This window comes from Actinospineispora acaciae DSM 45401, from assembly GCF_000620785.1.
GTDB lineage: Bacteria > Actinomycetota > Actinomycetes > Mycobacteriales > Pseudonocardiaceae > Pseudonocardia > Pseudonocardia acaciae.
Window position 1 is genome coordinate 60271 of record NZ_JIAI01000006.1, and the last position, 25506, is coordinate 85776.

Below are 25506 nucleotides of genomic sequence, written 5' to 3' on the forward strand. Positions count from 1 at the left end.
CGCGGCGGCCGACACGCACGATGAGGAGACCTTTCGTGAGTTCAGCCGCAACAACCGCCGAGCCCCTGCACGCCGTGATCAGCGAGGTGATCGCGCCGGCCGCCGCCGAGGTGGACAGGGACGGTTCGTTTCCGCGCGCCGGCATCGACGCGCTCGCCAAGGCCGGGATCCTGGGCGCCACCAGCGCGCCCGAGCTGGGCGGGGGCGGGGGAGGCGTCGCCGAGGTGGCCATGATCGTGGAGCGGCTCGCCGGTGCGTGCTCGTCCACGGCGATGGTCGTGTTGATGCACTTCTCGGCGGTGTCGGTGCTGGAGGCGCACGGCCCGCGCGAGGTGCGCGAGGCGATCGCCCGGGGCGAGCACCTGAGCACGCTGGCCTTCTCCGAGGCCGGCTCGCGCGCCCACTTCTGGGCTCCGACCAGCACCGCCGCCGTGGCACCTGATGGGGTGCGGCTGGACGCCCGCAAGAGCTGGATCACCTCGGCCGGCGAGGCGGACAGCTACGTCTGGTCCAGCCGGCCGCTGGCCGAGCCGGGGCCGATGACGCTGTGGCTGGTGCCGGCGGACGCGGCGGGGTTGAGCGCGCCGGGCGCGTTCGACGGGCTGGGGCTGCGGGGCAACGCGTCGCGGCCGGTCACCGCGGCCGGCGTGGTGGTGCCGGCCGGCGCGATGCTCGGCGCGGACGGCTCCGGGCTGGACATCGCGCTGTCGATGGCGTTGCCGACGTTCCTGGTGGGCAGCGCCGCGTTCTCCGTCGGCCTGGCGCAGGCGCTGCTCGACGAGGCCGCCGCGCACCTGACCGCGACCCGGCTGGAGCACCTGGACGCCACGCTGGCCGAGCAGCCGGCCACCCGCGCCGAGTACGCCGCGCTGCTGACCAGGGCGGCGGAGGCGCGCGCGTTCCTGGCCGACACCCTCGCGGCGCTGGCCGCCGGGCGGGAGGACGCGATGCTGCGGGTGCTTCAGGTCAAGGCGGTCGCGGGCGAGGCCGCCGCCGAGGTCGCGGACGGGGTGATGCGGGTCTGCGGCGGCGCGGCGTTCCGCAAGGAGCTGGGCGTGGAGCGGCGGTTCCGCGACGCGCTGGCCGCCAGGGTGATGGCCCCGACCACCCAGGCGCTGCGGGACTTCGTGGGCCGCGCCGCGCTGGGCCAGCCGCTGCTGGACGGGGCGGGTGCCTGATGCCCGAGACGCTGCTGATGGGCGCGGTGGCCTACGACCCCAAGGTGGTGACCATCTGGGAGGGCTTCCGCCGCTGGCTGGCCGGCAACGGGCTGGCGTTCGACTTCGTGCTGTACTCGCACTACGAACGGCAGGTCGACGACCTGGTCGACGGCCGCATCCACGCCGCCTGGAACTCCCCGCTGGCCGCGCTGCGCGCCGAACGCCTCGCTCGCGCGCGGGGACGGTCGGTGACCGCGGCGCTCATGCGCGACACCGACCGGGACCTGACCTCGGTCGTGGTGGTCCGGGAGGACTCCGAGATCACGTCCGTCGCGGACCTCGAGGGCGCCACGGTGGCGGTCGGGGCGGTGGACTCGCCGCAGGCCACGCTGATCCCGTTGGCGCACCTGCGCTCGGTCGGCGTCCGGGACATCACCGTGCGCCGGTTCGACGTGGGCGTGGGGCTGCACGGCGACCACATCGGCGGCGAACGCGACGCCGCGCGAGCGCTCGCCGCCGGCCGGGTCGACGCCGCCTGCATGATCGACGGCAACCACCTGCTGTTCACCAAGGAGGGCACGCTCCCGGCCGGCACCCGGATCGTGGCCCAGACCCCGCCGTACGACCACTGCACGATGACGCTGGCCGACAACGCACCGTCGGAAAGGTTCGTCGAGCTGCTGCTGGCGATGTCCTACGAGGACCCGGAGGTGCGGCCGCTGCTGGACCTGGAGGGCCTGCGGGTCTGGCGGGAGGGCCGGACCAGCGGGTACGGCCAGCTCGCCGACGCGGTGGACCAGGTCGGGTTCTACGACGCCGAGGGCCGGGTGACGGCGGCGGAGTACGCGCCCTGATGACGCCCCGGCTGGACCTGGAGGCGCTGGCGTTCACCTCCGGCGCGCACCTGCTGGTGGACCGGGCGCTGCGCGGGCTCCCACCGGGGGCGCGGCTGCGGGTGGTCGGGGCGGACCCGGCGCTGGGCGTGCACCTGCGCGCCTGGTGCCGGGCTCGCGGCCACGGCTTCGCCGAGCACCCCGACGGCGGGTACACGCTCACCCGAGGGCGGGCCGACCTGCAGCGCTGGGCCGGTGCCGAGCGCGCCGGGCGGCCCGACCCGGACGGACTGGTCCGCCGGCCGCCCGCGCACTGGGGGCTGGCCGCCCGCGGCGCGCTGGTGGAGGCGGGCGGGCCGGCGGTGGCGTCGTTCGACCTGGACGACCGCGACGTGGTCTGGGCCGACCTGGCGCCCCGGCTGTACGCGCACGCCGCCGCCGCGCAGTGGGACCCGGCCACCGCCGTGGACTGGTCCGCCGGCACGAAGCTGCCCGCCGAGATCGAGGCGGCGGTGGTGCAGGTGATGACCTACCTGGTGGAGAACGAGCAGGCCGCGCTGGTCATCCCGGCGCGGCTGCTCGCCAGGGTGCACCCGCACTTCCGGGAGGTGCAGCAGCTGCTCGCGGTGCAGGCCGCCGACGAGGCCCGCCACGTGGAGGTGTTCACCCGCCGCGCGCTGCTGCACGGCGGCGAGATGGGCACCTCCTCGGCGGGCGGGCGGGCGTCGCTGACCACGCTGCTGGCCGAGCCGGACTTCTCGCTGGCCTCGTTCCTGCTCTCGGTGCTCGGGGAGGGCAGCTTCCTGGCCCTGCTCGCCTTCCTCGACCAGCACGCCCCCGACCCGGTCACCCGCCAGGTCACCAGGCTCGCGCGCGTCGACGAGGCCCGGCACGTGGCGTTCGGCGTCGCCCACCTGGAACACCAGGCCGCGCTCGACCCCACCCTGCGCGGCAAGCTGCGCGCCGCGATCGAACGCCGGCACGACGCGCTGGTCGACACCGCCGGCCTGAACGCCGACGTGTTCGACGCGCTGGTCGTCCTCGCGGCCGGCGAGTGGACCCCGGCCGCGATCGCGCGCGGTCACCGAGCCGTGGCGGAGCTGCACCGCGCGATGGACGACGGCCGCCGCCAGCGGCTGGCCAGGCTGGGCTTCCCGCCCGACGAGGCGGCCGAGCTGTCCGCCCTGCACACCCGCAACTTCATGTGACGCCGCGGGTGGCGAGGGGGCGGACGCGATGCCCGCCCCCTCGCCGTGTGGTGGGAGCGAGTTCAGGCGCTCCCGGGGACGGTCAGGGTGCCGGCCCGCGCGGCGGTGAACCGGTCGGCGGCGTCGGCCCAGTTCACCACGTTCCACCATGCCTTCACATAGTCCGGCTTGACGTTGCGGTACTGCAGGTAGAAAGCGTGCTCCCACATGTCCAGGAGCACCAGCGGAACCTGGCCGGCGGGCAGGTTGGCCTGCTGGTCGTACAGCTGGTGGATCAGCAGCCGCCGGCCGAGCACGTCCCACCCGAGGATCGCCCAGCCCGAGCCCTGGATCGTGGTCGCGGCGGCGGTGAAATGCGCCCGGAAACCGTCGAACGAGCCGAACGCGTCGTCGATGGCGGCGGCCAGCTCGCCGGTCGGCTTGTCACCGCCGTCCGGGGACAGGTTGTTCCAGAACAAAGAGTGGTTGACGTGCCCGCCGAGGTTGAACGCCAGCGTCTTCTCCAGCCCCACGATCGAGCCGAACGAACCCGATGCGCGGGCTTCCGCGAGCTGGTCGAGGGCGCCGTTCAGGCCGTTGACGTAGGTCTGGTGGTGCTTGGAGTGGTGCAGCTCCATGATCTCGCCCGCGATGTGCGGGGCCAGCGCGCCGTAGTCGTACGGCAGGTCGGGCAGGACGTACTGGGTCATCGGTCGTCTCCTCCTCAAGCTCGTGCGCACCGGAGACGCTCGTCCCTCAACCGCTGTTGAGGTCAAGTGCCTGTGATCGACACGTCACCAGGGGACGGGGGTGCCGTCCCAGGACACGAACCGGCCGGTGGGCCCGTCGCCGCCCAGCAGCGCCAGGCGGACGGCCCCGGCGGCGGCCTCGGCGGGGTCGCCGTCGCTGGTTGCGGCGCGCGCGTTGAGGTCGGTCCGGCGCAGGCCGGGGGCCAGGGCGTTCACCTTGAAGCCCTCGGCGGCCAGCGCCTGGGCGTAGAACAGCGTCACCGCGTTCAGCGCGGTCTTGGACGAGCGGTAGGCGGCGGCGGATCCGGCGCTGACCGCGAACTCGCGCCCCGGGTCCGCGCTCCAGGCCAGCGAGCCGGTGCCGCTGGAGACGTTCACGATCCTCGGCGCGGCGGAGCGGCGCAGCGCGGGCAGGAACGCGTTCGTCACGGCCAGCACGCCGAACAGGTTCGTCTCGTAGGTGCGCCGGAAGCTGGCCAGGTCGGCGTCCACCGCCGAGGCGGTGTCGACCATGATCCCGGCGTTGTTCACCAGGATGTCCAGCCGCTCGACCGTGCCCGCCGCCTCGGCGACACTGCCGGCGTCGGTGACGTCCAGGACCAGCGGTCGGGCGTTGCCGCCGATCTCGGTTGCCGCGCGTTCGCCGCGCGCGGCGTCGCGGCAGCCGACGTGGACGGTGAGCCCGGCGGCGGCGAGCCGGCGCGCGATCTCCTTGCCGATGCCCTTGTTGGCGCCGGTCACCAGGGCGATGGAATCCTTCATGGTGTCGACGGTGCTGTTCGGAGTGCGGCCGAACCAGGCACAACCGATACCTGGCACCCGACCCGTGGACGACGCGGTGGGAGGGCGGATGGTGAGAGGGGAGCTGGCCCGGTTCCTGCGGGACCGGCGCGGCGAGCTGCGGCCCGTTGACGTGGGCATCCCGGCCGGCGGCCGGCGGCGCACCCCCGGGCTGCGCCGCGAGGAGGTCGCCGGGCTGGCGCACATGTCGGTGGAGTACTACGCCCGCCTCGAACAGGCCAGGGGGCCGCGCCCCTCGCCCCGGGTGCTGACGGCCATCGCCGGCGCGCTGCGGCTCAGCCCGGCCGAGCGGTCGCACCTGTTCGGCCTGGCCGGGGCGAACCCGCCGGCGCCCGAGGGTCCGGTGCGCCGGGTCCGTCCCCACGTGGCCGACATGCTCCGCCGGATGCCGGACACGGCCGCCGTGGTGACCGACGCGAGCTACGACGTGATCGCGCGCAATTCGCTCGCGGACGCGCTGCTGGCCGGCCTGGACCGCGAGCCGAACCTGGCCAGGCGCCGCTTCCTGGGCCTGGGCCACTTCGAGAGCTCCGCCGCCGAGGAGTTCGGCCACATCGCCGTGGCCCGGCTGCGCGCCTCTGCCGCCCGGTATCCCCGCGATGCCCGGCTGGCCGTCCTGGTCGCCGAGCTGCGCGCCGCCAGCGAGGAGTTCGTCGCGATCTGGGACACCAACCCGGTCCGTACCCCCGGCCACCGCACCAAGACGATCGACCACCCGACCCTCGGCCCGCTGCGGCTGAACTGCGACGTGCTCGCCGTGCCCGACGTCGACCAACAGGTCGTGTTCATCACCGCCGACCCCGGCAGCCAGGCCGCCCGAGCCCTGCGCCAGCTGGCCTAGAGGAGGCCCTCGGTGTGCGCTTCCTCGATGATGGCCAGGGTGGAGCGCAGGTGCTGCAGCGTCAGCTCGATGGCGGCGTCGGCGTCGCGGCGGCGGTAGATGTCCAGCAGCTGCTCGTGTTCGGCGTTGGCCTCGGCGATGTGGCGCGGCTGGGCGTCCAGCGAGACGGCGACGTAGCCGGCGGCGCTGTCGCGCAGGCCGGCGAGGATGGTGGCCAGCCGGCTCTTGTCGTCGATCTCGGTGAAGACCCCGTGGAACGCCCGGTTGAGGTTGACCCAGGTCGACATGTCCGACTCGGTGCGCATCTGAGCGGCCAGGTCGGCGGCGCGGGCCAGTTGCTCGTCGGTGATCCGCTCGATCACCCGCCTGACCATGATCGGTTCGAGCGTCATCCGGAGTTCGTAGATCTCCCGTACCTCGTCGATGTTGAGCGGGCGGACGATGGCGCCCCGGTGCGAGTCGAACAGGACAAGGCCCTCGGTGGCCAGGTCGCGCAGGGCCTCCCGGACGGGGGTGGTGCTGACGCCGAGCTGGGAGGCGAGCTCGGACTGCACCAGGCGCTCCCCGGCGGACAGCGTGCGGTCCAGGATCGCGGCCCGCAGCGTGGCGCGCACGTGCTCGTAGGCGGTGCGCGTTCGCGGCGGGGCGGCAAGCGGGTTGATCGGCACGGGGACCTCACGACGTCGGAACGGACAGTGCGAACCTAGAGCGTGTCCCGCTCTAGCCGGGCACGGGCGGCCCGCCGCGCCGGGCGAACTCGTCGCGGATGCGTTCGGGGGAGGCGCGGGCGGCCAGTAGCGCCCACAGCAGGATCCGGGCCTTGTGCGGGTCCAGCCATCCGGCGGGCACCGCGCCGCGCCCGATCAGGTCCCGCTCGGAGCCGGCGAAGCCGTAGGTGCCGTTCAGCGTGGTGCCCGCGCCGGTCCGGCTGGCGAACACCACGGCCATGTCGCCGTCCAGCGCGTCGCCGACCGCGTCGGCCAGGGCGAACGGGACGTGGCCCGCGCCGAAGGCCGACACCACCGCGCCCCGGTAGCCGCCCGAGCGGGCCAGCCGCAGCAGCCGGCCGTCGTCGCCGAGGCAGGCGTCGACCACCGCCACCTCGGGGTGCTCCAGTCCGGGCGGGGGTGGCGCGAGCGCCGGCCATCGGTGCGGCGGATGGCCCAGGACGGGGCTGCCCTCGACCAGCACGCCCAGCGGCCCGAAGTCCGGCGAGGTGAAGGCGGCCAGGCTGAAGGCGTGCGACTTGCGCACCCTGGCCGCCGCGTGCACCTCGTCGTTCATCACCACCACCGCGCCGACCGACGTGCAGCGCGCGGCGACCCGCACGGCGGCCAGCAGGTTCGCCGGGCCGTCCGCGCCGGGTACGCCGGCCGGGCGCATCGCGCCGGTCACGACCAGCGGCTCGGGACGCCGCCAGTGCAGGTCGAGCAGGTAGGCGGTCTCCGGCAGCGTGTCGGTGCCCTGGATCAGCACCGCACCGCTCGCGCCACCGGCCACCGCGTCGTCCGCCCAGCGCAGCGCGGCGAGCACGTCGTCGAAGGAGAGCGAAGCCCCGGGCAGCGAGGCGAGCGTGGTGGCCTCGATGGTGGCCACCCGCGCCAGCTCCGGGACGGCGGCGATCAGCTCGTCGGCGCCCAGGGTCGGGGTGACGCCGCCACCCTGGCCGGTCATGGTGATCGTCCCCCCGAGGGAGGCGATCGCTACGTGCGCATGCGTCATGGAGAACCCTTCTTGCATCATGCATCGTCGATTTTATAGGGTGCACGACACCGACGGAAGCGGCGGATCCCCGAAGGAGCGTGATCGCCGATGACCACGCGGTCCGACCAGGCGGCGCCCGGCGCCGGCCTGGCCCGGCTGACCAGGGCGGTCGCCCTGGTCACGCTGGTGGTGCTGGGGTTGTCCTACGTGCTCAATGCCATGGACCGCCAGGTGTTCCCGGTGCTGCTGCCGGACATCCGCAAGGAGCTGGCGTTCAGCCTCGGCCAGGGCGGGCTGTTGTCCACGATCTTCACCCTGGGCATCGGCGTGGCCGGGCTGCCGACCGGCTACCTGCTGGACCGGATGTCGAGGCGCGCGGTGATGGCGCTCGGGATCCTCATCTTCTCGGCGTTCACCGTGCTTACGGCGTTGGCCTTCGGCTACTGGGACATGTTCGCCTACCGCGCGCTGTCCGGGGTCGGGGAGGCGATGCAGAACGCGGCGCTGTTCTCGGCGGTCGGCGCCTACTTCTTCGCCAACCGGGCGCTCGCGCTGGGCAGCCTCAACTTCGCCTACGGGGTGGGCAGCTTCGTCGGGCCGCTGCTCGGCGCGCACTTCGCGACCACGTCGGGGGACTGGCGGGCGCCGTTCTACCTCTACGGCGGGGTGGGGCTGGTGCTCGTGGTCGTGGTCGGGGCGGTGGTCAGCCGGCGGTTCACCGAGCAGGTGGAGAAGACGACCTCGGCGGACGGCGGGCTGGACCTGAGCCGGGTGCCGGCGGTGCTCTACAACCGCAACCTGCTGTTGCTGGCGTTCACCGCCGTCGTCGTCGGGGTGGCGATGTACGGCTACATCGGGCTGTACCCGACGTTCCTGCAGGAGCGGCTGGGGTTCGGGCGCGAGCAGGCGGGGCTGGCGGCGAGCATGTTCGGCATCGGGGCGCTGATGGGGCTGCCCGCCGGTTGGCTCGGCGACCGGTTCAACCAGCGGCACATCATGATCGGCGCGCTGCTGGCCGGGTCGGTGGTGGGGTACCTGCTGTTCAACGGGCCGACCACGCTGGGGCCGCAGGTGGCGCTGTCGTTCGCCGAGGGGGCGATCGCCAGCGGGTTCCTGTTCGTCAACATCTACTCGGCGATGCAGCGGGCGGTGCTGCCGGCGATGGTGGGGCGGGCGTCGGGGCTGTACGTGGCGAGCTTCTACGTGCCGGCGGCGCTGGCCGGCTACCTGTTCTCCGCGCTGGTCGGGGCCACCGGGTGGGGTGGGGCGGCGGTCTGGCAGCTCACCGTGCTGCCGCTGTTCGGGGTGGTCGCGCTGCTGTTCGTGGACGTGAGCCGGTTCTCCAACGCGATGAGGAGGTCGACGGGTTGAGCGGCGAGATCACGGGGCCGAGGCGTTGGCACGAGCTGCGCTGGCTGGTCGACTCGGTGCTGCGGACCGACGGGCTGGAGTGGGACCAGCCCCGGGTGGCGTACACGCTGCGCCCGATGGGGGTGGACGCGAGGCCCGACTTCGCGGTGGCGCAGTCGCGGATCAGCAAGTTCGCCGACATCACGCCGGTGTTCACCGAGCTGGCCGGGCGGCGCGAGGCGAAGGCGGTGGCCGCCGAGGACGCCGGTCGCGAGGTGACCGCCCGCGAGCACTACTTCCACGCCGCGCTGCTCTACGCCAGCGCCGAGTGGCCGATCTGGGCGGACACCGCCGAGCTGGTGGAGCTGGACGACAAGAAGAACCGCTGCTACGGCGCGTACGCGCGGCTGGCCGACCACTACGTGGAGCGGGTGGAGATCCCGTTCGGGGACGGGTTCATCCCGGCCTGGTTCCACCTGCCGGTGGGGTACGAGGGCGGCCGGCTGCCGACGGTGATCGCGTGCGGCGGGATGGACGCGCCGAAGGAGCTGAACGTCAACCTGTACGGGGACAAGCTGCTGGCGCGGGGGTTCGCGGTGCTGTCGTTCGACGGGCCGGGGCAGGGGGAGGCGCCGATCAGGGGCGTGAAGTTCACCCCGACCGCGTGGGTCGACGCCGGCGAGGCGGTGGTGGGCTGGTGCCGGGCCCGGGCGGAGGTGGACGCGGAGCGGATCGTCGGGTTCGGGTTGTCGTTCGGTTCGTACTGGATGACGCAGATCGCCGCGACCCAGCCGTCGCTGCGCGGGTGCGCGGTCGGGTTGGTGTGCCACGAGCCGGGCGGGCACATGATCTTCGAGGCGGCCTCGCCGAGCTTCAAGGCCCGGTACATGTGGATGTCCGGGCTGGAGCACGACGAGGACGCGTTCGACGCGATGGCCAAGGAGATCGACCTGCGGCCGGTGATCTCGGAGATGCGGGTGCCGTGGCTGGTGATCGCGGGGGACGAGGACGAGCTGTCGCCTGTTGAGCACAGTTATGAGCTGGCGCGGGACAGTGGGGGGCCGTCTCCGATGCTCGTCTACCAGCAGGGGCGGCATGCGTTGTCGTTGCCCACGCCGTCGGTGGCGTTGGGTCCGAACTGGCTGACCTACTCGGCGGACTGGTTGCTGGATCGGGTGGACGGGGTGCCGGCCGAGGACTACGTCGACTACGTGCTGCCGACCGGGGAGATCGAGCGGCGGCCGCATCCCAGGGAGCTGTCGTGACCGCGCTGCCGGAGCTGGGCCGGGCGGCGGTGGTCACCATCGACATGCATCGGGGGCATCTGGATCCGGCGGTGGCCACCATGCCGTTGCCCGAGGTCGTTGCCAAGCGGGTGGTCGCGGCTCATGGGCCGCTGCTGCGCGCGGCGAGGGAGCGGGCGGTGCCGGTGGTGCACGTGGTGACCTCGTACCGGTCGGTGGCGGAGATCGCGTCCAACCCCTGGTGGGCGGCGGTGGCGGGCACGGACGCGAGCCGGGCGAACGTGCTCAACCACCAGCTCCCGGGCAGTCCGGGCCTGGAGCTGATGCCCGAGGTGTACGGCTCCGACGATCTCGTCGTTACGGGGAAGAAGCGGTACGACTGCTTCGCCGCCACCGACCTGGAGCACGCGCTGCGTTCCCGGGGCGTCGACACGCTGCTGCTGACCGGGGTGAACACGAACAGCTGCGTGCTCGCCACCGCGGTGGCCGGCAACACTCGGGACTTCGCCGTCGTCGTGGTGGAGGACTGCGTGGACACCATGGACCCCGCGCTGCACGACGCGGCGCTGTCGGTGATCCGCCAGGCGTTCGGCTGGGTCGCGACCGCGGAGGAGGTCGTCAAGGCGCTGTGAGAACGATTGACGTACACGCGCACGTGATACCGCCCGTGCTGGTGGAGGCCATGCGGGCCGGCGATGCCCCGGACGGCATCCGGCTCACGGCCGGTGAGTCGACGCCCTGGGTCGAGCATCGGCAGGGCTACCGGTACCCGCTGCTGGACGCCTTCCACGACGTCGAGGCCCGGCTGGCGGTGATGGACAAGACGGGCGTGGACCTGGCGCTGCTGTCCGCCGCGCCGCCGCTGTTCCTGTACTGGATCGCGGCCGACGAGGCGGTGGACGCCGCGCGCGCGATCAACGACGCCATCGTGGCCATGGCCCGCCAGGCCCCGTCCCGGTTCGCGCCTGTCGCGACCTTGCCGCTGCAACGGCCGGACGCGGCGGTCGCCGAGCTGCGCCGGTGCGCCGCGCTCGGGATGGTGGCCGCTCAGGTCGGCCCGCACTGCGAGGACGAGCCTCTGGACTCCGAGACGCTGCGGCCCGTGCTGGCGGCCGCCGCCGAGGCCGGGCTGCCGCTGGTCATCCACCCGTACTACGTCGGCGCCTCCTCAGGGCTCGACGAGTTCTACCTGACGAACCTGCAGGGAAACCCCTGGCAGACGGCGGTGTGCGCGTCCCGGCTGATGTTCTCCGGCACGCTGGACGAGCTGCCGGGGCTGGACTGCGTGCTGGTGCACGGCGGCGGGCACCTGCCGTACCAGATCGGCCGGCTCGACCACGGCCATCGGGTCCGCCCCGAAGCCGCCCGCCCGCACCACCGACCGAGCGACTACCTGCGCCGCTTCCACTACGACACGCTGACCCACCGGCCGGCCGCCACCGGCTGGCTGCTCGACCAGGTCGGCGCCGACCGGGTGCTGTTCGGCACCGACACGCCGTTCGACATGGGCGGCGGCGGCCTCTACGACCAGCTCGCCGGGTTGCGACTGCCCCCGGAGACGACGGCCGCCGTGGCGCACCGCAACGCCGAGCGGCTGTTCTCCCTGGACGGCCGGCGATGACCCTCCTCCTGCACATCGACGGCAAGGACCGGCCCGCGTCGGACGGCCGGACGCTCGCGGTGCGCAACCCGGCCACCGGCGAGCACCTGTTCGACGCCGCGCTCGGCACCGCCGCCGACGTCGCCGACGCCGTGGCCGCCGCCCGCGCCGCGTTCGACGACGGCCGCTGGCGGGCCACCCACCCCCGCGAGCGGGCGCGCGTGCTCAACCGGGCCGCCGCGCTGCTGGCCGAGCGCATCGACGACTACGCCGCCCTGGAGACCCGCCAGATCGGCCGCCCGCTGCGCGAGATGCGCGCCCAGCTGCGCCGGCTGCCGGAGTGGCTGGAGTACTTCGCCGCCGTGGCCCAGACCGCCGAGGGCACCGTCCCGAACTTCGGCCCCGACCACCTCAACGTCGTGCACCGCGTCCCGCTCGGCGTGGTCGGGCTGATCACGCCGTGGAACCACCCGCTGCTGATCACCATGAAGAAGCTCTCCGCCGCGCTCGCCGCCGGCAACTCGGTCGTGCTCAAGCCCAGCGAGCTCGGCCCGGCCGTCCCGCACCGGCTGGCGTCGCTGCTGGAGGAGGCCGGCGTGCCCGCCGGCGTGGTCAACGTGGTGACCGGCGACGGCGCCACCACCGGCCGCGCGCTGTCCGAGCACCCCGGGCTGAACAAGCTGGACATCACCGGCGGCACCGAGACCGGCAGGGCGATCGCCGCGAACGCCGGCCGCTCGCTGATCCCGGTGACCGCCGAGCTCGGCGGCAAGGCCCCGGTGCTGATCTTCGACGACGCCGCGATCGAACCGGCCGTGGCGGGCGCGCTGTTCGCCGCGTTCATCGCGTCCGGCCAGACCTGCGTGCAGGGCGCGCGCACGCTCGTGCACCGCTCGATCTACGAACCGTTCGTCCAGCGGCTGGTGGAACGGGCCGGCGGGCTGCGCCTGGGCGACCCGATGGACCCGGCCACGCAGGTCGGCCCGCTGGTGTCCGCCGGGCAGCGGGACAAGGTCGCCGATGCCGTCCAGCGGGCCCGAGCCCAGGGCGCCCGGGTGCTGTGCGGCGGCCGGGCGCCGGACCGTCCCGGCTGGTTCTACGAGCCGACCGTGCTGGCCGGGGTGGCCCGCGACCACGAGCTGTGGCGCGAGGAGGTGTTCGGCCCGGTCACCCTGGTCGCGCCGTTCGAGGACGAGGACGACGCGGTGGCGTTGGCGAACGACTCGCCGTTCGGGCTCGCCGGCTCGGTGTGGACCCGGGACGTCGGGCGGGCGCTGCGGGTGTGCGACAAGCTGGACATCGGCATCATCTGGGTCAACGATCACCACCGGATCGACCCCGCCTCGCCGTGGGGCGGGGCCAAGGACAGCGGGATCGGCTCGGAGAACGGCCTGGAGGCCTACCGCGGCTACACCCGCCCGAAGAGCGTCATCCTGAACACCTCCGACCGGCCGTTCGACTGGTTCGCCGGCCCCGACGACCTGCGTTACTCGTGAAAGGACAGCAATGCCCGAGGTCGACCTGCTGATCAGCGGGGCCGCCGTGGTCACCCCGCACGGCACCCGCCGGGCACACGTCGCCGTCGACGGCGGCCGGATCCGCTCGGTCGGCCCGGACCGGCCCTCGGCCGCGACCACCGTGGACGCCTCCGGGCTGCTGCTCCTGCCCGGCGGCGTGGACACCCACGTGCACCTGATGGACCCGGGCAGCACCGAGCGCGAGGACTTCCCGACCGGCACCGCCGCCGCGGCCACCGCCGGGGTGACCACGATCGTCGAGCACTCCCACGGCCAGCCGGTGCGCACCGTCGACGACCTGCGCGCCAAGATCGACTACCTGGGCGGGCGCTCGCACGTGGACTTCGGGCTGGCCGCGCACGCCTGGCCGGGACACACCGACGCGGTCGGGCCGCTCTGGGCCGCCGGGGTGTCGTTCTTCAAGCTGTTCACCTGCACCACCCACGGCGTGCCGGGCCACGACGCCGCCGCGCTCAAGGCACACCTGCAGGCCAGCGCCCAGGCCGACGCGGTCACGCTGATGCACTGCGAGGACGAGTCGCTCACCTCGGCCGCCGAGCAGGTGCTGCGCGCGCAGGGCCGGGAGGACAACGGCATCCTGCTGGACTGGCGCGAGCGCGACGCCGAGCTGGTCGCCGCCGCGGTGGCCGCCCTGCTGGTGCGCCGCACCGGGGCCAGGGCCACGGTGGCGCACGTCAGCAACCCCGAGGTCGCCGAGTACGTCACCGCGGAACGCCACCGGGGCGCGCGGCTGGCCGCCGAGTCCTGCCCGCAGTACTTCCTGCTGCGCGAGGACGAGGTGCACGAGCACGGCCCGCTACGCAAGTTCACGCCCCCGGCCCGGGCCCGGGTGGACGACGACGAGCGCGAGATGTGGCGGCTGCTGCGCGCCGGCACGCTCACCCACATGTCCAGCGACCACGCCCCGTCCACCTTGGAGCAGAAGCGCGCCGGCGACATCTGGAACGTCCACTTCGGACTTCCCGGCCTGGACAGCACCTACGCCCTGCTCCTCGACGCCGCCGCCCGGGGGCACCTGTCCTACGAGGACGTGGCGCGGGCCTACTGCGAGGCGCCCGCCCGCGCCTACGGCCTGTGGCCCCGGAAAGGCAGCCTGCTGCCGGGCGCGGACGCCGACCTGGTTCTGGTGGACGCGGACGCACCCCGCACCCTGCGCAACGCCGACGTCCTCTCCAAGGCCGGCTGGACGCCCTACGACGGCCGCGAGGTCACCGGCCGCGTCGTCCGTACGTACCTCCGGGGCACCTCCATCGCCGCCGACGGCCCCCGCTCCGGCGCCTTCCTTCCGGGTGCCGGCGCCGTCACATCGTGTTGACGATGAGGCCGATATGGGTGAAGTAGTTCAACGCCCCGAACAGCGCGAACACCGCGCCGGCCACCGCCCACGCCGCGCCCACCACCCGCGCCGCCCAGCCCCTCGGCTCGCGCAACACCAGCGGGAACAGCACGGCGCCCACCCCGACCAACACGTACAGCCCGGAGATGAAGCTCGCCTCCAGCACCGGCACGCCGGCGAACGCCCCGGAGATCGGCTCCTGCGGCGGGGCGGCGAACAGCGTGTAGGTCCAGCCCGCCGCCGCGATCCCGAAACAGGCCAGCCCCAGCCCCACCACGAACAGCGACACCGGCCCGGCCAGCCGCGCGGCGTGCGCGACCCGCTCCGAGGAGTCCAGCAGCGTGGCCCGCGCCGCCACAGGAAGATCGCGGCGGCGGCCAGCAGCACCCCGAACGCCAGCGCGGGCTCGCCGAAGATGACGTTGTCGAACGGGAAGCCCTGCCCGGCCAGCGGCCAGGTCAGGGTCATGTGCAGGCCGGTCACGGTGAGGATGAACCCCAGCACCCCGAACGCCAGCGCCCAGCTTTCCGGGACGAACGTGCGCCCGGGCGCGAGCAGGGTTCGTCCCAGCCCGACGACCAGCAACAACCCGACCCCGGCGGCCACCGCCATGATCGTGTTGTAGGTGGGCATCCGAGCCCAGTCGATCTTCAGCCCGGCCTCGGTGAGCGCGGGACTCATGTGGTACATGTGACGAGAGTAATGACGTGGGCGGTGCTCCGAGTTGATCCTTCACCCGTTCCGGCCGTGGCGGGCGCGGTCGTAAGCTGCCGCCATGGCGGACGCGCAACGCCCGGCGCGGGTCGAGGACGTGCACGAGCTGGCGTCCGGAATGCCGCACGTGAAGGTGGAGTACGGACCGAAGGGGAACCCGGTCTACCAGGTCGGCGGCAAGTCGTTCGTGTTCTTCCGGACGCCGCGCCCGGACGCGGTCGACCCGGAGACCGGCCAGCGGCTCACCGACGTGATCATGTTCTGGGTGGAGTCCGAGTCCGAGAAGCTCGCGCTCGTACAGGACGAGGGAACGCCGTTCTTCACCACGCCGCACTTCAACGGCCACCTCTCGGTGCTGGTCAGGGGCAGCCGGCTCGGCGAGATCACCGTCGGGGAGCTGGCCGAGGTGGTCCAGGACGCCTGGCTCGCGCGCGCCTCACCGACCAGGGCGGCCAAGTGGCTCGCGAGCCGAGCCTGAACACGCTCTGCTCATTCGAGGGTTGTTCACGAATCGCCTCCGGCGATCAAACCGCCTGGTCCAGCCGCTCGGACGAGCCTCCGGCCCGCCCTCGCGCCTGGAGCGTGAACAACCCTCATGGGTTCCGTCACTGTGACGGCGCAAAGTTGACGGCCTCGGACAATGCGCGCCGGACGGGCCGTCACAAGGATCAAGCTCACCGATCGCGACGGGGCGATGCCGAGCGGAGGACCGGGACATGACGACATCTGGCGCGAGCCCGACGCTGAACTCCGCCGCGCCGGGCCGCCCGGCCGTGCTCGCGATCTCCATGTACGCCGTGCTCCTGCTCTCGTACGTGATCAATGCGATGGACCGCCAGCTGTTCCCGACCATCGCCAAGGACGTCGGCACGCAGTTCGGTTTCAACCTCGCCCAGGTCGGCCTGCAGTCGACGATCTTCACCCTCGGCATGGGCGTCGCGGGCATCCCGACCGGCTTCCTGCTGGCCCGCTCGTCCCGCAAGACCGTCGCGCTGGCCGGGCTGGCGCTGTTCTCGGCGGCCACTTTGCTCACGGCGTACTCGGTCGGGTTCTGGGACATGCTCGGGTACCGGTTCCTGTCGGGCCTCGGCGAGGCGATGCAGCTCACCGCGCTGCTGGCCATCGCCACCGGGTACTTCGTGCGCAACCGCGCGTTCGCCGTCGGCGCGATCAACTTCACCTTCGGCGTCGGCGCGCTGGTCGGCCCGAACCTCGGCGCCGCGCTGCGGGACACCGGGGGCTGGTGGCACCCGCTGATCGTGTTCGGCGTGGTCGGGTTCGTGATCCTGGTGCTGGTGGCGCTGGTGGTGCGGCCGTGGCTGACCGAGGCGCGCGGGCAGGACACCGCGCACGGCCCGCTGGAGGACTTCGGCGCGCCCCGGCTGCTGGCCCGCAACCCGATGCTGCTCGGCGCCTCCACGGTGTTCGCCGGGCTGGCCATCTACGCCTACCTCGGCCTGTACCCGACCTACCTGCGGGAGGCGCTGCACTACACGGCGGCGCAGGCCGGGCTCGCGGTCAGCATGTACGGGCTCGGGGCGTTCTTCTCGCTGGTCGGTGGGTGGCTGGGGGACCGGGTCGACTTCCGCAGGCTGCTCGCGGTGGCGCTGGTGATCTCGGCGGTGGCCGGGTACGTGCTGTTCAGCGGGACCGGCGAGGTCTGGGTCCACCTGGTGCTCTCGTTCGTCTACGGCGCGGCGATCAGCGGGGTGGTCTACGCCAACCTCGCGGCCGGCATCATCAAGTCGGTGAAGCGGTCGGTCGCGGCGCACGGCTCGGGCCTGTTCGTGGCGTCCATCTACATCCCGGCGGCGTTCTCCGGCTACCTGTTCGGCAAGCTCGTCGGCGGCGTCGGCTGGACCGGCGCGGCGCTCATCCAGATCTGCGCGTTCTGCGTGGTCGCGGCGGGGCTGGCGCTGGCCGCGCGGCGGGCCTCTCCGGCGTAGGGCGCGCCTGTGCCGACAGCCGGTTCCGAGGACGCGATCGCGCCGTGGGCGCGCGCGGCCATCGCGCAGTTCGACGTCACCGACCTGTGCGAGGAGGTGATCAGCCGCTGCCTGGCCGAGGTCTTCCCCGCGTACCTGGGCGACGCCGCGTTCGTGGCCGCGCTGCGCGACAGTGTCTACGAGAACGTGGGCGCGCTGCGCGACGTGCTGTGCGGGCGGCTGGAGATCGACCAGGTCACCCTGCGCCGGCGGCTGGCCCTGGCCGACGTCCAGGCCCGGCTGCACGTCCCGCAGCACCTGCTGCAACGGTCCTACCGGCTGAGCTTCGTCATCCAGTGGGAGGCGTGGGCGGACCTGCTGCACCGCACGCTGGTCCGCCTCGACGTCCCGAGGGATCCGGCCCTGGCCGCCCAGACCAGGGTGACCCGGCTGGTGCTGACGTACCAGAACCGGGTGGTGTCGCAGGTCGCCGAGAAGTTCGCCAGGTCCGAGGACGCGTTCAACAGGTCCCGGGCGCACATCCGCCAGCGCCTGGTCCGCGACATCCTGCACGGCGATGACGTGACCCCGACGCCGTCGGACCTGGTACTGATCGACTACGATCTCGACGCCGAGCACCTGGCGATCCTGCTGCCCGACACCAGCGCGGGCGTGGACACCGTGCTCAACGCGCTGCGCGCCGCGGTCCGCCCCCGGCGCACGCTGAGCTACCCGCCGAGCATCGCCAGCACCGTCGTCTGGCTCGCGGCCCCCGGCGGCTGGCCCGACGAGAAGATCGAGACCGTCCGCGCGACCCTCACCGCCGCCGGCGTCACCGCATCGATCAGCGAGCCGGCCGCCGGCGTGGCCGGGTTCCGGCACGCGTTCGAGCAGGCCCGCCGGGTCGAACGGCTGCGCCCCGCGCTGCGCCAGAACCAGGTCATCCGGCACGCCGACATGGGCCTGGAGCTGCTGCTGATGCAGGACCGCGAGCTGGCCGAAGCCTTCGTGACCAAGGAGCTGGGCCCGCTCGCCCGACGCACCTCCGAGGCCGCCAAGCTGCGCGAGACGCTCGACGCCTCGTTCCAGCTCGGCAGCCACGTCGCGGTGGCCAAGCACCTGCGCCTGCACGAACACACCGTCCGCAACCGCCTGCACAAGATCGAGACCAAGCTCGGCGTCCCCGTCCGCGACCGCCGCACCGAGCTCGAGGTCGCCCTGCGCCTACACCGCCTCCTCGCCAACCCGTGAGTGGTTAGCGTTGCCATAGCAACGCTAACCACTCACGGGGTCTGACCGGCTCAGCCATCGGTCGGTGAGGTAGTCCTCCGGGATGTTGTCGACGTCGGAAGCGTCGATCCCCAGTTCCTCGAGCTCGTCGAACCACCTGTCGCTCTGCGACTCCGGAAGGCGCGCGCCACACCACGGGCAGAAGTCAATGGTGACGTACGACGTCCCGCCGTCGTGGATGATCAGCCCGTACTCCTGCCACCTCGCGATGAAGGTCACCAGGTTGTCCGTGCACTCGTACCTGTCCGAGCACCGATGGCATTCCAGGTCCACGTTGCTCGTCATCATGTCGCAGCAATGGGTCACGCCGGGCGGGGCGCCCCACTGATCCCGAACGCCGAACGCCACGTCGAGCACACGCCGGGGCCGGCCACCATTGTCGGACACCCCGCCATTCTGACGCCGTCGGCAATCCGGTTTCGGACCCGTGAGTGGTTAGCGTTGTCATAGCAACGCTAACCACTCACGGGTTGGCCGTTCACCTGGGGCATGACCTTCTCGGCGAGCAGTTCCATGGAGCGGCGGGCCAGCTTGGGGTCGACCCAGTCCAGGCCGGCGTAGACGAGCTCGCCGAACGGGCCGACCTCGTCGGCGAAGGCCAGGATCTGGTCGGCGACGGCGTCGGGGGTGCCGGTGATCACCAGTTGGTCGAGTACGGAGTCGAGCGTGACCTCGTCGTCCGGCTGGTCGCGGTGGGTCTTGAACAGGCCGAGGCGGCCGAGCTTGCGCATCTTCGCGAGCATCTGCGCGTAGTAGAACCGGTACGGACTCCCGGGGTCGTCGCGGCCGTAGGCCTGGGCCACGGCGTCGTCGTCGGCGACGAACACGGTGCGCGCGATCCGCCAGTCCTGGGGCGAGGCGCCGGGCTTGCCCTCCAGGTACTTGGGCCAGTGGGTGGCCACCCAGCGCGGCAGCAGGAAGTTCGCCGACAGCGGGTGGAAGTCGCGCGCGCCCATGGCGGTGGCGCCCTGGGAGTACGGGGCCACCACGGTGCCGACGATCTCCGGGCGGGGCGACTGCAGCGGCTTGGGGACGACGCCAACGCCGAGGTCGAGGTCGATCGTCCGCTCGGTGCTCACCGCGAACCGCCCGGATCGCAGCGAGTACGGCGGCTGCCCGCCCCACAGCCCGAGGATGACGTCGATGGCCTCGGCGAACATCTGGTTGCGGTCCTCGTCCAGGATGCCCAGCAGCTCGGCGTCGGACGGCAGCGCGCCCGGGCTGATGCCGAGGATGAACCGCCCGCCCGCGAGGTGGTCGAACATCGCCGACTGCACGGCGACCAGCGCGGGGTGGGTGTGCGACAGGTTCGTCGTCCCGGTGGCCAGCTTGATCTGCCGCGTCTGGGGGATCAGCGTGGCCAGGAACACCAGGCTGTTGGTGATCGTCTCGTACCGGTCGGTCAGGTGCTCGCCGATGAACGCGTCGTGGAAACCCAGCCGGTCGGCCACGATCACCGCCTCCCGGTCCTCGGCCAGGGTGTCCGCCCACGGGCGCCCCGGTGGGTGCATGGGCATCGAGCAGTAACCGAGTTTCATCGCTCCAGTGAAGCGAGCGACACCGCCCGCACGCACTGGCCCGGCCCGCGAAATCCGACCCCGGCGGATGACAGGAGTCGTGAACGAGGGTCAGCCGGCGCGGCGGGAGCGGGCCAGCGCCAGCGCGCCGAGGACCACGCCGACCAGGCCCAGGGCGACCGCCGCGACGGCACCGGCCAGCCCGTTGCCGGTGCCGAGGCCGCCGGCGACGTTGGCCCAGTGCAGGCCGCCGACGACCACGCCGACCAGCCCCAGCACCAAGGCCGTGATGGCTCGTCCGTCGCCGGTGCCGCCGCGCGCGGAGCGGGCCACGGCCAGCCCGCCGATCACCACGCCGGCCAGCCCCAGCAGGGCGGCGACGGTGGGTACGGCTCGCCCGGTGCCGATCTCGTAACCACCGGCGGCGACGCAGACGTACGCGGTCGTCGGTGCGGCATCGGCGAGGATCAGTCGCAGGATTGACATCGAGGATCACCTCTCCTGAAGTGCGGTGGAAGCGATGGTGGCCGTCGCGGCGGGGTTCGCGCGTCGGGCGGCCGCGGTGTCTTTCGGCTGATGCCCTCGGCGTAGCGTCGGCCGGGCGCGGTAGGGCCGAGACACCGCGCCCGGCGGATGCACGCCCTCGGTGGCACGCGCACCATGGACCCGGTGCGGCGCGTGCCGCCTGGAGCGAGGGCGGGAGCAATGGTCAGCACCCTGCGTGAGGCGGTGCGCCGCCGCGCGCCGTCGCCGGTCGTGGCCGACGCCGGGCTCGGGACCGGTGTGGCGGTCGGGCTGCTCGCCGCCGCCGTGGCCGGGGTCGGCCCGCTGTCGGTGGCGAACCCCCGCCCGCTGGACGCCGGGGCACTCGCGTTGGCCGTGGCGCTCGCCGCCTCGATCGCGGTGCGCCGCCGCCACCCGGTCTCGGCGCTGGTCGTGCTCAACGCGGTGCCCGTCGTCTGGTTCCTCGGCGCCTACCCCGGGCGGCTGGTCACGCTGGCCCCGCTGATCGGCTGCTACACGCTCGCGGCGCGCAGGGGCTGGCGGTGGGGGCTCGCCGGTGTGGTGCTCACCTCGGCGGGCGGGATCGTCGCGATCAGGGTGGTGCTCGCCGACACCGAGGCCGTCGGCGTGGTCCCCATCGCGGTGCTGTTGGCGGCCACCGCGGGCAGCTCCGGCGCGGCCGTGGGCTACTACCGGGCGGTGCTCACGGCCACCCGCGCCCAGCTGGCCAGGGAGACCCAGACCCGCGAGGAGCGGGCCCGCCGGCTCGCGGTCGAGGAGCGGCTGCGCATCGCGCGCGAGCTGCACGACGTCCTCGGGCACACCATGGCCACCATCAGCGTGCAGGCCGGCGTGGGCCTGCACGTCATCGACAGGCGCCCCGGTCAGGCCCGCGAGGCGCTCGCCGCGATCAAGACGATCTGCGACGAAGGGCTCACCGACGTCAGGTCCATCCTCGGCATCCTGCGCGCCGACGCCCCGGCCGAGCAGCCGCGCGCCCCCCGGGGCGGGCTCGACCGGCTCGCCGAGCTGCTCGACACGGCCGAGGCGGCGGGCCTACGGGTGCAGCGCCGCGTCGAGGGCCAGCCGCGGCCGCTACCCGCGCCCGTCGACCTGGCCGCCTACCGGATCATCCAGGAGGCGCTGACCAACGCGCTGCGCCACGCCGAGGCGCGCACCGTCCGGCTCACCCTGACCCACGAACCGTCCCGGCTGCTCATCAACGTCCGCGACGACGGCGCCACCGCCGACAGCACCGACACCGCCGCCGAACCGTGCGGGCACGGCATCGACGGGATGCGCGAGCGCGCCCACGCACTGTCCGGCCGGCTCACCGCCGCGCCGCACCCCGACGGCGGCTTCGAGGTACGGGCCGAGCTGCCCCTGCCGAACCCGCAATGATGTCCGCGTGCACCCGCCCGAGATGACCGAGCCCGTCCGCGTGCTCATCGCCGACGACGAGGCGCTGGTCAGGGGCGGCTTCCGGGTGCTCATCGACTCCGAGCCCGGCATGGTCGTGGTCGGCGAGGCCGCCGACGGGGCCACCGCGGTCGAGCTGGCCAGGCAGACGCACCCCGACGTCGTGCTCATGGACATCAGGATGCCCGGGGTCGACGGCCTGCGCGCCACCCACGAGATCGCCGCCGACCCCGACCTCGCCGGCGTCCACGTGCTCATCCTCACCACCTTCGACCACGACGAGTACGTCATCGAGGCGCTCGGCGCCGGCGCCGCCGGGTTCCTGATCAAGAACACCGAGCCCCGCCAGCTGCTGCACGGCATCCGCGTCGTCGCCGGCGGCGAGGCACTCCTGTCCCCGGGCCTGACCCGCAGGCTGATCGCCCAACTGACCGCCCGCACCACCACCCCACGGCTCAACCCGGACGTCCTCGCCCAGCTCACCGCCCGCGAGAGGCAGATCGTCGGACTGGTCGCCCACGGCCTGAGCAACGCCGACATCGCGACCACCCTCACCATCAGCCACGCCACCGCCAAGACCCACGTCAGCCGCGCCATGACCAAACTCGGCGCCCGCGACCGCGCGCAGTTGGTGGCACTGGCCTACCGGCACCGCCTCGTCGAACCACCCGACCCGGCCGGCTGAGTGCCCGTCTGATGCTGGCGGCGTCACGCGTCGTCGGGTGCCGCCGCCTCCAGCAGGCGGCCGGAGTCGAGGCGCAGCCAGCGGGTCACGTTGATCTCGCGGAGGAAGCGCTCGTCGTGGCTGACCACCACGAACGCGCCCTGGTAGGCGGCCAGGGCGCCCTCCAGCTGGGCGATGCTGACCAGGTCGAGGTTGTTCGTGGGTTCGTCCAGCAGGAGCAGTTGCGGGGCGGGCTCGGCGTAGAGGACGCAGGCCAGCGTGACGCGCAGCCGCTCGCCACCGGACAGCGCGCCGACGGGCAGGTGCACGCGGTCGCCCTTGAACAGGAACCGGGCCAGCACGTTCATCCGCCGCGAGCGGGGCATGGCGGGCGCGGCGGCGGCCAGGCTCTCCAGCACGGTGCGGTCGAGATCGAGCAGGTCCAGCCGTTGCGAGAGGTAGGCGATCCGGCCGTCGGCGCGCCTGAGCTCGGTCGAGGACTCCGGCGTCAGGTCGCCGTTGACCACGCGTAGGAGGGTGGACTTGCCGGCGCCGTTGGGGCCGGTCAGGGCGATCCGTTCGGGGCCTCGGACGGCCAGGTCGGCGCCGCCGTCGGCGAACAGCGGGCGGTCGGCGTAGCGGACCTGGATGCCTTCGCCCAGGAAGACGGTGCGGCCGGCGGGCACGTTCGTGTCCGGCAGCTCCAGGGCGATCTTCTGGTCGTCGCGCAGGGCGCGGCTGGCCTCGTCGAGGCGGGCCTTCGCGTCGCCGAGCCGGGCGCCGTGCACGTCGTCGGCCTTGCCCGCGGACTCCTGCGCGCGCCGCTTCAGCCCGCCGGCGATGATCTTGGGAAGGCCGGCGTTGGCGACGTTGCGGGCGGCGGTGCCGGCGCGGCGGGCGGCGCGCTCACGGGCCTGCTGCATCTCCCGCTTCTCCCGCTTGACCTCCAGCTCGGCGCTTCGGACCTTGCGCTCGGCGACCTCCCGCTCGGCCTGGACCGCGCGCTCGTAGGCGGTGAAGTTGCCGCCGTGGTAGCGCAGCTCGCCGCGTTCCAGCTCGGCGATGCGGTCCATCCGGTCGAGCAGCGCGCGGTCGTGGCTGACCAGCAGCAGGCAGCCGGGCCAGTCCTCGAGCACGGCGTAGAGCCTGCGGCGCGCGTCCAGGTCGAGGTTGTTGGTCGGCTCGTCGAGCAGCAGCACGTCCGGCCGCTTGAGCAGTTGGGCGGCCAGGCCCAGCGAGACGACCTGGCCGCCGGACAGGGTGTGCAGCCGCCGCGACGGCGTGACGTCGCCGAGGCCGAGCCGGTCCAGCTCGGCGCGGGTGCGTTCCTCGATGTCCCAGTCGTTGCCGACCGCGGCGAAGTGCTCCTCGGCGGCGTCCCCGGACTCGATCGCGGCCAGCGCGCGCAGCACCGGCGCGATGCCGAGGACCTCGGCCACTGTCAGCTCGCCGGCCAGCGGCAGGGTCTGCGGGAGGTAGCCGGTCACGCCGTGCACGGACACCGTCCCGCCGGTCGGCGGGTACTCGCCGGCGATCAGCTTGAGCAGCGTGCTCTTGCCGGCGCCGTTCGGCGCGACCAGGCCGGTGCGGCCGCCGACCACCGTGAAGGACAGGTCGTCGAAGACCGGCACGTCGTCCGGCCAGGAGAAGGACAGGTTGGAACAGATGATGAACGCTTCGGGCATGGAGAACGAAACCTCGCGGTGGGGAGGCGGGCGGGCACAGCACCGCCCGACCAGGGACCAGGGGTAGGTGAGGACATCGCTTCCGGGGCTCACCCGGAGATGTCGTCGTCCCCTATCACGTCCGGTCTCCTTACGTCGCGATCGAAGTCAGCATACCCGGGCCGGGCACGCGAGCGCTCGCCGGTGTGTCGCGACCCATTTGCGGGGCGGCTTGATCACGGCGACGCTGAGGGCATGCCTGCGCTGCCCCTTGCCGAGCCCGAGGAGGTGGGCCTGTCCGGTGCACGGCTGGCGCGCCTGACCGCGACCTTCGAGACCGCCGCGGCCGCCGGTCGGATACCCGGGGCGGTGATCGCCGTGGCCAGGGGTGGCCGGCTGGCCCACCTGGCGGCGGTCGGCCACCGGGACCCGGTCGGCGGTGACCCGATGCGCCCGGACACCCTGTTCTGGCTGGCCTCGATGACCAAGCCGATGACGGTGGCCGGGGCGCTGGTCCTGGTCGAGCGCGGCCGGCTCGCCCTGGCCGACCCGGTCGCGCGGCACCTGCCGGAGCTCGCCGACCGCGAGCTGCTGGGCGCGGACGGGCGCAGGGTGCCGAGCGCGCGGCAGCCGACGGTCCTCGACCTCATGCGCCACACCAACGGGATGGTCGAGGGCATGCGCGGGGACACCCCGGTGCACCGCGCCTACCAGGAGGCGTTCGGCGACGGGATGACCGCGCTGACCGGGGAGGAGTTCGTCGGGCGGCTGGCCGGGTGCCCGCTGCTGCACGAGCCGGGGGCGATGTGGCACTACGGGTTCGGCATCGACGTGCTCGGGCTGATCATCGAGTCGATCACCGGGCGGACGCTGGGGGAGCACCTCGCCGAGGAGGTGTTCGGGCCGCTCGGCATGCGTGACACCGGCTTCGGCGTGCCCGAGGGCGCGGCCGGGCGGTACGCCGCCGCGCTGCCGCGCGACCCGGACACCGGCCGGCCGCAGGCGCTGCCGGACCTGTCCAGGGCGCGGTTCGAGTCCGGCGGGGCCGGCGCGGTCGGCACGGCCGGGGACTTCCTGCGGTTCGCGCAGGCGCTGCTCGGCGGCGGCGCGCTCGGCGACGCCCGGATCCTCGGGCGCAAGACCGTCGAGCTGATGACCGCCGACCACCTCGGCCCGGACACCGACGATCGGCTCATCGGCGAGATCGATCCCGGCTACGCCGGCCACGGGTTCGGCCTGGGCGTGACGGTGCGCCGCCGGCACGGGCTGGCCACCACCGCGGGCTCGCCGGGGGAGTACTCCTGGCCCGGCGCCGGCGGCACCTACTGGTGGGCCGACCCGCGCGAGGAGCTGTGCGCCGTGCTGTGCGCGCACACCCCCAACCGCACCGACCGCTCGCGCGCGTTCCAGTGGATGAAAACCCTCGTCACCGCCGCCATCGTGGACTGATCCCTGTCCAACGACAC

25 protein-coding genes and 1 pseudogene are annotated in these 25506 nt (G+C 73.3%); 16 read left to right on the forward strand and 10 right to left on the reverse strand.

Going from position 1 to position 25506, the window contains the following annotated elements; all coding sequences use genetic code 11:
• The first annotated feature begins 35 nt into the window (after positions 1 to 35).
• The 3 genes from N912_RS0125840 to N912_RS0125850 are packed head-to-tail and all read left to right on the forward strand — an operon-like array spanning position 36 to position 3201.
• Positions 36 to 1178, forward strand: a complete 1143-nt coding sequence (locus N912_RS0125840) for an acyl-CoA dehydrogenase family protein (protein WP_245645424.1) — start codon at positions 36 to 38, stop codon at positions 1176 to 1178.
• A complete protein-coding gene (locus N912_RS0125845; RefSeq protein ID WP_028924672.1) occupies positions 1178 to 2014 on the forward strand; it encodes a phosphate/phosphite/phosphonate ABC transporter substrate-binding protein in 837 nt (278 codons plus the stop codon). Before N912_RS0125840 ends, N912_RS0125845 begins: the two co-directional genes overlap by 1 nt.
• A complete protein-coding gene (locus N912_RS0125850) occupies positions 2014 to 3201 on the forward strand; it encodes a hypothetical protein (RefSeq protein ID WP_028924673.1) in 1188 nt (395 codons plus the stop codon). Before N912_RS0125845 ends, N912_RS0125850 begins: the two co-directional genes overlap by 1 nt.
• A 62-nt stretch (positions 3202 to 3263) precedes the next feature.
• Here N912_RS0125850 and N912_RS0125855 read toward each other — a convergent pair whose 3' ends face one another.
• Together N912_RS0125855 and N912_RS0125860 are read right to left on the reverse strand one after the other, a co-directional pair.
• Positions 3264 to 3890, reverse strand: coding sequence for a superoxide dismutase (locus tag N912_RS0125855; protein WP_028924674.1), 627 nt, complete (start codon positions 3888 to 3890; stop codon positions 3264 to 3266).
• Positions 3891 to 3974: 84 nt separating this feature from the next.
• The gene (locus tag N912_RS0125860) at positions 3975 to 4691 is read right to left on the reverse strand and encodes an SDR family NAD(P)-dependent oxidoreductase (RefSeq protein WP_028924675.1); all 717 of its coding nucleotides are present in this window, start codon (positions 4689 to 4691) and stop codon (positions 3975 to 3977) included.
• 88 nt (positions 4692 to 4779) lie between these two features.
• On the opposite strand from N912_RS0125860, the gene N912_RS0125865 reads away from it, so the two are divergent.
• Positions 4780 to 5571 carry a helix-turn-helix transcriptional regulator gene (locus tag N912_RS0125865; RefSeq protein WP_028924676.1) on the forward strand — a complete coding sequence of 264 codons (792 nt, stop codon included), beginning with the start codon at positions 4780 to 4782 and terminating at the stop codon, positions 5569 to 5571.
• Here the strand turns inward: N912_RS0125865 and N912_RS54625 are convergent.
• Together N912_RS54625 and N912_RS0125875 are read right to left on the reverse strand one after the other, a co-directional pair.
• Positions 5568 to 6239: a GntR family transcriptional regulator gene (locus N912_RS54625; RefSeq protein ID WP_051580791.1), complete on the reverse strand. Its 672-nt coding sequence runs from the start codon at positions 6237 to 6239 to the stop codon at positions 5568 to 5570. The two genes, N912_RS0125865 and N912_RS54625, sit on opposite strands and share 4 nt — an antisense overlap.
• Before the next feature lie 52 nt (positions 6240 to 6291).
• Positions 6292 to 7293, reverse strand: a complete 1002-nt coding sequence (locus tag N912_RS0125875) for an asparaginase (protein WP_051580793.1) — start codon at positions 7291 to 7293, stop codon at positions 6292 to 6294.
• 90 nt (positions 7294 to 7383) lie between these two features.
• On the opposite strand from N912_RS0125875, the gene N912_RS54630 reads away from it, so the two are divergent.
• From N912_RS54630 to N912_RS0125905, 6 genes are read left to right on the forward strand one after another with little or no spacing between them, the layout of a single operon-like run.
• Positions 7384 to 8646, forward strand: a complete 1263-nt coding sequence (locus N912_RS54630) for an MFS transporter (RefSeq protein ID WP_051580796.1) — start codon at positions 7384 to 7386, stop codon at positions 8644 to 8646.
• The gene (locus tag N912_RS0125885) at positions 8643 to 9890 is read left to right on the forward strand and encodes an alpha/beta hydrolase family protein (RefSeq protein WP_028924678.1); all 1248 of its coding nucleotides are present in this window, start codon (positions 8643 to 8645) and stop codon (positions 9888 to 9890) included. Before N912_RS54630 ends, N912_RS0125885 begins: the two co-directional genes overlap by 4 nt.
• Positions 9887 to 10501 carry a cysteine hydrolase family protein gene (locus N912_RS0125890; protein ID WP_037066639.1) on the forward strand — a complete coding sequence of 205 codons (615 nt, stop codon included), beginning with the start codon at positions 9887 to 9889 and terminating at the stop codon, positions 10499 to 10501. Before N912_RS0125885 ends, N912_RS0125890 begins: the two co-directional genes overlap by 4 nt.
• A complete protein-coding gene (locus N912_RS54635) occupies positions 10498 to 11490 on the forward strand; it encodes an amidohydrolase family protein (protein ID WP_156994019.1) in 993 nt (330 codons plus the stop codon). The genes N912_RS0125890 and N912_RS54635 overlap by 4 nt, the downstream gene beginning before the upstream one ends.
• Positions 11487 to 12965, forward strand: coding sequence for an aldehyde dehydrogenase (locus N912_RS0125900; RefSeq protein ID WP_028924680.1), 1479 nt, complete (start codon positions 11487 to 11489; stop codon positions 12963 to 12965). The genes N912_RS54635 and N912_RS0125900 overlap by 4 nt, the downstream gene beginning before the upstream one ends.
• A 10-nt stretch (positions 12966 to 12975) precedes the next feature.
• On the forward strand, positions 12976 to 14322 hold the full coding sequence (locus tag N912_RS0125905; protein ID WP_028924681.1) for a dihydroorotase: 1347 nt from the start codon (positions 12976 to 12978) through the stop codon (positions 14320 to 14322).
• Here the strand turns inward: N912_RS0125905 and N912_RS65265 are convergent.
• Both N912_RS65265 and N912_RS67090 read right to left on the reverse strand, forming a co-directional pair.
• Entirely contained in the window at positions 14309 to 14701 is a 393-nt protein-coding gene (locus tag N912_RS65265) for a DUF981 family protein (RefSeq protein WP_211261397.1), read from the reverse strand. The two genes, N912_RS0125905 and N912_RS65265, sit on opposite strands and share 14 nt — an antisense overlap.
• A gap of 50 nt (positions 14702 to 14751) precedes the next feature.
• A pseudogene (locus N912_RS67090) lies at positions 14752 to 15033 on the reverse strand (DUF981 family protein); the annotation flags it as partial.
• 85 nt (positions 15034 to 15118) lie between these two features.
• Here N912_RS67090 and N912_RS0125915 point away from each other — a divergent pair.
• The 3 genes from N912_RS0125915 (at position 15119) to N912_RS60685 (ending at position 18233) form a co-directional block, all read left to right on the forward strand.
• Positions 15119 to 15535, forward strand: a complete 417-nt coding sequence (locus N912_RS0125915; protein WP_028924682.1) for an MmcQ/YjbR family DNA-binding protein — start codon at positions 15119 to 15121, stop codon at positions 15533 to 15535.
• A 238-nt stretch (positions 15536 to 15773) separates the two neighbouring features.
• Complete coding sequence (locus N912_RS0125920) at positions 15774 to 17003, forward strand: MFS transporter (protein WP_028924683.1); 1230 nt, start codon at positions 15774 to 15776, stop codon at positions 17001 to 17003.
• A gap of 9 nt (positions 17004 to 17012) precedes the next feature.
• A complete protein-coding gene (locus tag N912_RS60685) occupies positions 17013 to 18233 on the forward strand; it encodes a PucR family transcriptional regulator (RefSeq protein ID WP_028924684.1) in 1221 nt (406 codons plus the stop codon).
• Positions 18234 to 18257: 24 nt separating this feature from the next.
• Here N912_RS60685 and N912_RS0125930 read toward each other — a convergent pair whose 3' ends face one another.
• The 3 genes from N912_RS0125930 to N912_RS0125940 form a co-directional block, all read right to left on the reverse strand.
• Complete coding sequence (locus tag N912_RS0125930) at positions 18258 to 18659, reverse strand: DUF6980 family protein (RefSeq protein ID WP_211261398.1); 402 nt, start codon at positions 18657 to 18659, stop codon at positions 18258 to 18260.
• A 68-nt stretch (positions 18660 to 18727) separates the two neighbouring features.
• On the reverse strand, positions 18728 to 19810 hold the full coding sequence (locus tag N912_RS0125935; RefSeq protein WP_028924686.1) for an LLM class flavin-dependent oxidoreductase: 1083 nt from the start codon (positions 19808 to 19810) through the stop codon (positions 18728 to 18730).
• A gap of 90 nt (positions 19811 to 19900) precedes the next feature.
• Positions 19901 to 20275, reverse strand: coding sequence for a DUF6223 family protein (locus N912_RS0125940; protein WP_028924687.1), 375 nt, complete (start codon positions 20273 to 20275; stop codon positions 19901 to 19903).
• A 219-nt stretch (positions 20276 to 20494) separates the two neighbouring features.
• On the opposite strand from N912_RS0125940, the gene N912_RS0125945 reads away from it, so the two are divergent.
• Both N912_RS0125945 and N912_RS0125950 read left to right on the forward strand, forming a co-directional pair.
• A complete protein-coding gene (locus N912_RS0125945; protein WP_051580800.1) occupies positions 20495 to 21694 on the forward strand; it encodes a sensor histidine kinase in 1200 nt (399 codons plus the stop codon).
• 22 nt (positions 21695 to 21716) lie between these two features.
• Positions 21717 to 22397, forward strand: a complete 681-nt coding sequence (locus N912_RS0125950) for a response regulator (RefSeq protein ID WP_028924689.1) — start codon at positions 21717 to 21719, stop codon at positions 22395 to 22397.
• A 23-nt stretch (positions 22398 to 22420) separates the two neighbouring features.
• Here N912_RS0125950 and N912_RS0125955 read toward each other — a convergent pair whose 3' ends face one another.
• Positions 22421 to 24061, reverse strand: coding sequence for an ABC-F family ATP-binding cassette domain-containing protein (locus tag N912_RS0125955; protein ID WP_028924690.1), 1641 nt, complete (start codon positions 24059 to 24061; stop codon positions 22421 to 22423).
• Positions 24062 to 24295: 234 nt separating this feature from the next.
• On the opposite strand from N912_RS0125955, the gene N912_RS54650 reads away from it, so the two are divergent.
• A complete protein-coding gene (locus N912_RS54650; protein ID WP_051580801.1) occupies positions 24296 to 25489 on the forward strand; it encodes a serine hydrolase domain-containing protein in 1194 nt (397 codons plus the stop codon).
• The last annotated feature ends 17 nt before the right edge of the window (positions 25490 to 25506 follow it).

Coding starts and splice junctions, on each gene's coding strand:
- N912_RS0125935 (WP_028924686.1), bottom strand. CDS start 19,810: ATGAAACTCGGTTACTGCTCGATGCCCATGCACCCACCGGGGCGCCCG.
- N912_RS54650 (WP_051580801.1), top strand. CDS start 24,296: ATGCCTGCGCTGCCCCTTGCCGAGCCCGAGGAGGTGGGCCTGTCCGGT.
- N912_RS0125955 (WP_028924690.1), bottom strand. CDS start 24,061: ATGCCCGAAGCGTTCATCATCTGTTCCAACCTGTCCTTCTCCTGGCCG.
- N912_RS0125920 (WP_028924683.1), top strand. CDS start 15,774: ATGACGACATCTGGCGCGAGCCCGACGCTGAACTCCGCCGCGCCGGGC.
- N912_RS0125940 (WP_028924687.1), bottom strand. CDS start 20,275: ATGTCAATCCTGCGACTGATCCTCGCCGATGCCGCACCGACGACCGCG.
- N912_RS0125945 (WP_051580800.1), top strand. CDS start 20,495: ATGGTCAGCACCCTGCGTGAGGCGGTGCGCCGCCGCGCGCCGTCGCCG.
- N912_RS54630 (WP_051580796.1), top strand. CDS start 7,384: ATGACCACGCGGTCCGACCAGGCGGCGCCCGGCGCCGGCCTGGCCCGG.
- N912_RS0125850 (WP_028924673.1), top strand. CDS start 2,014: ATGACGCCCCGGCTGGACCTGGAGGCGCTGGCGTTCACCTCCGGCGCG.
- N912_RS0125860 (WP_028924675.1), bottom strand. CDS start 4,691: ATGAAGGATTCCATCGCCCTGGTGACCGGCGCCAACAAGGGCATCGGC.
- N912_RS0125905 (WP_028924681.1), top strand. CDS start 12,976: ATGCCCGAGGTCGACCTGCTGATCAGCGGGGCCGCCGTGGTCACCCCG.
- N912_RS0125855 (WP_028924674.1), bottom strand. CDS start 3,890: ATGACCCAGTACGTCCTGCCCGACCTGCCGTACGACTACGGCGCGCTG.
- N912_RS0125915 (WP_028924682.1), top strand. CDS start 15,119: ATGGCGGACGCGCAACGCCCGGCGCGGGTCGAGGACGTGCACGAGCTG.
- N912_RS0125875 (WP_051580793.1), bottom strand. CDS start 7,293: ATGACGCATGCGCACGTAGCGATCGCCTCCCTCGGGGGGACGATCACC.
- N912_RS0125950 (WP_028924689.1), top strand. CDS start 21,717: ATGACCGAGCCCGTCCGCGTGCTCATCGCCGACGACGAGGCGCTGGTC.
- N912_RS0125845 (WP_028924672.1), top strand. CDS start 1,178: ATGCCCGAGACGCTGCTGATGGGCGCGGTGGCCTACGACCCCAAGGTG.
- N912_RS0125900 (WP_028924680.1), top strand. CDS start 11,487: ATGACCCTCCTCCTGCACATCGACGGCAAGGACCGGCCCGCGTCGGAC.
- N912_RS0125865 (WP_028924676.1), top strand. CDS start 4,780: ATGGTGAGAGGGGAGCTGGCCCGGTTCCTGCGGGACCGGCGCGGCGAG.